This window comes from Catenibacterium sp. co_0103 (genome assembly GCF_004168205.1).
Taxonomy (GTDB): Bacteria; Bacillota_I; Bacilli_A; order Erysipelotrichales; family Coprobacillaceae; genus Catenibacterium; species Catenibacterium mitsuoka_A.
The window spans coordinates 1-4634 of the sequence record NZ_RCYB01000125.1 but is presented as its reverse complement, the minus strand read 5'-3'; the positions used below and the strand labels follow the sequence as shown (position 1 = coordinate 4634).

At 29.0% G+C, this 4634-nt stretch carries 3 protein-coding genes and 1 pseudogene; 1 reads left to right on the top strand and 3 read right to left on the bottom strand.

Annotated features, from left to right (window positions below):
- Positions 1-330 precede the first annotated feature (330 nt).
- Positions 331-1188, top strand: coding sequence for a type I methionyl aminopeptidase (gene map / locus EAI80_RS12015; protein WP_040390289.1), 858 nt, complete (start codon positions 331-333; stop codon positions 1186-1188).
- Here the strand turns inward: map and EAI80_RS13900 are convergent.
- The 3 genes and pseudogenes from EAI80_RS13900 to EAI80_RS11990 all read right to left on the bottom strand — a co-directional run bounded on the left by EAI80_RS13900 (position 1189) and on the right by EAI80_RS11990 (position 4239).
- Positions 1189-2001 (bottom strand): annotated as a pseudogene (locus EAI80_RS13900) (YwqG family protein).
- A gap of 312 nt (positions 2002-2313) precedes the next feature.
- Positions 2314-3528 carry a hypothetical protein gene (locus EAI80_RS11995; RefSeq protein ID WP_129982222.1) on the bottom strand — a complete coding sequence of 405 codons (1215 nt, stop codon included), beginning with the start codon at positions 3526-3528 and terminating at the stop codon, positions 2314-2316.
- A 9-nt stretch (positions 3529-3537) separates the two neighbouring features.
- Positions 3538-4239, bottom strand: coding sequence for a LytTR family DNA-binding domain-containing protein (locus tag EAI80_RS11990; protein WP_129982221.1), 702 nt, complete (start codon positions 4237-4239; stop codon positions 3538-3540).
- Between the last annotated feature and the right edge of the window lie 395 nt (positions 4240-4634).

Genomic DNA, 4634 nt, shown 5'->3' with positions numbered 1-4634 from the left:
GTAGCAGAGTAAACTCTGCTGCAAAGGGTGCTGTCAACCACCCTATGATGTAACGCCACTTTAGATAGCAATATCTATTGGGGTTAAAGGTCGGAGGTGTAAACCGTTAGTACGACTGGGCAGTTACAAGCCCATGACCTTTAGGTCGTGGGTAGTTGACACTTATATAATCTTCATTTAATTGTTGATGTAGTTCTCTTGCAATATATCGACTATTGCCTGTTCCTGTAAAATAATAAATCATTTGTGTACTCCTAGTTATATACAACTAACTTTCAATGTAATTTTTTAAAAAATGGTGTATACTTTGTAAAGAAAGAAGGTAATGCAATGAAAAGAAAATGCTGGTGTGGTAGTCAGTTAGACTATCATGATTGTCATGAAGCTTTTGATAAAAAGCTTAAACAATATAAAAAACATGGTTATCTTATTCCTAATCATAAAATGATTAAGAATGAGAAACAGATTGAAGCTATTAAAAGAGCGGCTGTAGTCAATAATGGATTATTAGATTATATTGAAGAACATATTCAAATTGGTATGACAACACAGGATATTGATGATATGGCTGTAGCTTATACTTCAAGTCATGGAGGTTATTCTGCAGATTTAAACTATGAAGGGTATCCTAAGAGTATCTGTACTTCTGTCAATGATGAAGTATGTCATGGTATTCCTGGAGATTATGTACTTCAGGATGGAGATATCATTAATGTGGATGCTACAACTGGAGTAAATGGCTATTATGCAGATGCTTCAAGAATGTTTATGCTAGGTCATGTATCAGAAGAAGCACAGCGTCTAGTAAAAGTGACTAAAGAATGTCTTGAAGAAGGTATGAAGGCTGTAAAGCCTTGGGAAAGTACTATTGCTGATATTGGTACAGCAATTGAAAAGCATGCCCACGCCAATGGCTATAGTGTTGTAGAAGAGTTCTGTGGTCATGGTATTGGAAAAGCCATGCATGAGGATCCTTATGTATATCATTATACACCAAAAGAAAAGACTGTATTAATAGTTCCTGGAATGGTATTTACTATTGAACCAATGATTAACCAGGGAACACGTCATATCCATCTAGGTACTGATAATGACTGGACTGTTTATACAGATGATGGAAAACTATCAGCACAATGGGAACATACTCTTCTTGTGACAGAAGATGGTGTAGAAATTATTTCTAAATAGTTAGAAACATTGTAATATTAACCAGATATGAGAGAAGTCCTTATTTTTAAGGTCTTCTTTTTTGATCCAATAATAGATAGAACCAAAATCCCCAAACATGATATCTGTCTCTTTTGTACAGATAGAATTGCATTGGAATAAGAGAATCCATTCATGCTTGTGGGCTTGTATTTTCTTTTGATCCACTAATGTAGTTGTATAAGAATTGTCATATCCCTGATAGATTGTTTCACAATCACCTTCCATTTCATCTTGGATAATATCCGGATAACCTAGTAACTTGAAGTTATTTTCTTTAAGGAAATATGGGTTATATTTTCTACATATCTTTTGATAGTTCTTTTCATCCAGTCCATCTATTTCGCAGTATGTTGGAAAGCTCAATTGTTGTGATAAGTTTAATGAGAGTTCAGGAATAATGAATTCTTCATCTAAGTCTTTTGGTTAGTCTCTTTCTTCTAAAATACTTAGATTAGGAAAATAATAGACTCTTGCACATCCTTGATCTTTTGCTTCTAGTCCTGCTGGCATTGTATGCAAATCATAGAAGAACAATAACAATCCTTTGGATGGAAGTAAATGATCCACGTCAAAAAAAGAAGCTTCTTCTAGATTAATAGAAGCAACAAGTGTTAAGGGTCTTTCTTCTACGATACCATCAAAGTCTTCTCCTGTATAATAAGGCCATGCAAAGTCTTTAGGTACAAGTGGTTTACCTCCCAGCTTACTAAAGTACTTATCAGGCTTTTTTTCTTTATATTGAAGATATATTTCATTTTTTGCATATTGTCTTATTTTTCTTGCATATTTCATCGTATTAAACATAGTAATCACCTACTTCAATTATAGTTTATCTCCCTTATCTTTACACTTAATTTTCATTTGACTTATTATTTCATTATTAAGACAAATGATTATTATCCTACCTCTTGCTTATATATTCTCTCTACTAGTAAGAAATGGACAGATGAGTATAACACTGATCTGGTGGGCTTTTCCTATTACTGAATTCTTTTTATGTTTAGTAGGTATGAAGCTATTAAAAAGGATTAAACAAAAACTATTTAAAGCATAACGAAAAAGACTGCTTCTGTAGATAAAGGATAAAATGTAGGTTAATGCATTTTATCCTTTTTTCTTTTTTAAAAGAATATCACAATATGTTTTATCATTATTTGTCTTTATGATCATTTCACCTGAATATTTTCTTATTACATTTTCTAATAAAAGAGGATATAACTCAGTTTCACTTTTATCCTTACAATAAAAACTTAATGACAGATAATAAAACTTTGATTTTTCTCTAGTTTTGAATACAACTTCTTTGTTGGTATCAATATTCTCAATAACAAGTTTAAGCAATGAATCTAAAATGATTGCTAAATCAAGGGATTCAATTTCTAAAAGACTGCTTTCCAGATATAAATTCCATTGAATATTCTTATCTTTGTAAACAAGCATTACCGTGTTAAAAATATTGTTAATAACATTGTTTTCTGTTTCTATAAACTGTGTATTATTTTTGATATTTTGTAGTTTCAAGCAAATATTTTTTATGTTCTGATTTTGCTTCTCTTTATTTAAAATAAGAAGAACATTTTCTAGACAATGTTTTAATTTTCTATTTTCATCATTAATACTTTTTGTTGCCTCAATGAAAAATTTCATATTTTCGAATTCAGAATATTGAATATTTTTTATCATCTGTTTGTAATTTTCTTCTTTTAAAATGTTGTATAACACATAATTTAGAACCAACAAAACAGATAAACTAATCAAGAATATAAAATATGTTTGTTGGTCAACACGATTAGACACTAAATTTGTAAAGCTATATGCTAAGGTGAAAAAAGAAATAGAAATGATAATAACTAATATGAGCAAGGATTTGCTAAAGGCAAAATTTCTTTTCTTCATAATCTTAGCAGAAAAGAAACTCAATGAACAAAATAACAGCTTGCTGAATAACGAAGTTAAAATGAGTAATCGAGGCGTTGAAAAAATAAGTGATATACTTGTATGAAATATATTTTGAAACAGAAATAATGAAAATATATTTGAGATGATAATTAATGTTTCAACATATAGTAGTAAGAATATAATTTCAATAGAGGAATTACTAGAATACCAGTAACATATTAAAAATGCGATAGCATTGATAAGAAATAGTGAAATCTGATCAATATGAGTAAGATATGATGACACTGTTAAAATAACCAATGATGCTATAAATAAAAAATAACTATGTAAAAGTTTGTATTTTTCGTTTCTGTTTATACATTGTGATACAAAATATACATATCCTAACGATTCAAAAAAGTTAACAACAAAATCCCCCATAATATAACCTTATCCTCCATCCCTCAAAAATTGCATCCACTTTTCATGAATGTCTTTTATCTTTCTACGGCTGATATAATACTTTTCTTCACTATTTAAAGTTATTTCATCTTTATGAATATCAGATACAAAATTCAAATTTATAATATCAGATTTATTGATCTGAACAAAAAATGGTGAAAGATCCATAAGTATATCTTTTAAGTTCATTCTTGCTTCAAATTGTTTATCGTTGTAATAAAAAACACATTTGTCACTTATTTTAGAAATGACTTTGATATCTCTTTGAACAAGAGAATATTCAATGCCGAATGATGAGATTTTAATTGTTTTATTTTTATTCATATAAAATTGCAGACAACGATCAATTTCGGATATTCCCTTATTATTCAAATCCTTCTTTAAAATATACGAAAATGGTGAAACAGTGAAGGAATTAAATACATATGTTGTGTAAGAACTAATAAACATAATAATAATGTCAGTATTAAATTTTCTAATTTGATTGCATATACTGATTCCATTATATTGATTAATTTCAACATCTATAATAAGCAAATCAAATGAATGAATGTCTACCAATAACTGCTCAGGTGAAGAAAATGTAGAGATTGAAAAATCATTTATACCTATTTTATTAATCCTTTCACCTATAATATCCTTAACTTCATCCATAAAAATAGAATCATCATCTATTATCGCAATTTTCATTATATTAATCTTCCTTTCACCTAAAGTGTTTTCTAATCAATCAAACAATCCTATCACCTGTTTACATCTTAAAAAAATCAATCACTTTTTTCAACACTGGTACCACAAACGGAATAATTCTAATATGAATGGCACATGAACCATTTAGATTAGAAATTTACCTTTTAGTTCATTCATATTGAAATATAGATTAGATCCAATATACTAAAAATGAATTATATAGGAGGTGTAGACAAAATGATGAAAAGGTTGTATTTTTTCACAAAGATTTGCTTTTTTATAGTTGTAGTATCTGTTTCCATATATTTGAAAGAAAAATTTGAATACCCATAATCTACAGGTAACGATTTAAGAGAAGTGTGGAGCAGAAATATTCAGGATATAGACTATTTGTC

Coding starts and splice junctions, on each gene's coding strand:
- map (WP_040390289.1), top strand. CDS start 331: ATGAAAAGAAAATGCTGGTGTGGTAGTCAGTTAGACTATCATGATTGT.
- EAI80_RS11995 (WP_129982222.1), bottom strand. CDS start 3,528: ATGGGGGATTTTGTTGTTAACTTTTTTGAATCGTTAGGATATGTATAT.
- EAI80_RS11990 (WP_129982221.1), bottom strand. CDS start 4,239: ATGAAAATTGCGATAATAGATGATGATTCTATTTTTATGGATGAAGTT.